Annotated in this window: 1 protein-coding gene; it reads right to left on the bottom strand. The window is 63.3% G+C overall.

Annotated features, from left to right (window positions below):
• The coding region (locus tag IB262_RS35465; protein ID WP_210337882.1) for a VCBS domain-containing protein at positions 1–610 on the bottom strand (610 nt) is incomplete at both ends.

The following is a 610-nucleotide window of genomic DNA, read 5'->3' as shown; positions in this document are numbered from 1 at the left end:
CCGTCATCGACGGTGACGTCGTAGGTCTGCACCAGGATCTGGCCGGCCTGCAGCGAGTCGAGCACGCTGTCGGCAACCTGGAAGTTCCAGCCAAGCTTGTCGGTTGCCTGGTTCAGAGGATCGAGCGCGAAGGTACCGAGATAGCCGTTACCGCCCGCCGTGAAGCTCGCCGTGTGCGTGTCGAGCGTATCGACGTCGCGAAAGCCGATTGTGCCGTCCTGCGTGTGCGTGACCGTATTCTCGCCCGGAAAACCGTCAAAGCGCTCCACCACGCCGCCGAGCTGCCAACCAGACGTGATCACCGGAGCATCGTTGGTGCCGGTGATCGTGATCGTCACGGTCTGCGTCGCCGTACCGCCCTTGCCGTCGTCGACGGTGACGTCATAGGTCTGCGTCAGCTTTTGGCCAGCCTGCAGCGAGTCGAGCACGCTGTCGGCAACCTTGAAGCTCCAGCCGACCTGATCGGTTGCCTGGTTCAGCGGATCGAGCGCGAAGGTGCCGAGATAGCCGTTGCCGTTCGCCTTGAAGCTGGCGGTGTGCGTGTCGAGCGTATCGACATCGCTAAAGCCAACCGCACCGCCCTGCGTGTGTGTGACCGTGTTCTCACCCG

Origin of the sequence: Ensifer sp. ENS02, assembly GCF_014851885.1 — a bacterium.
Taxonomy (GTDB): Bacteria; Pseudomonadota; Alphaproteobacteria; order Rhizobiales; family Rhizobiaceae; genus Ensifer; species Ensifer adhaerens.
The sequence above is the reverse complement of the archived record's forward strand: the minus strand, read 5'-3'. Positions and strand labels throughout refer to the sequence as shown.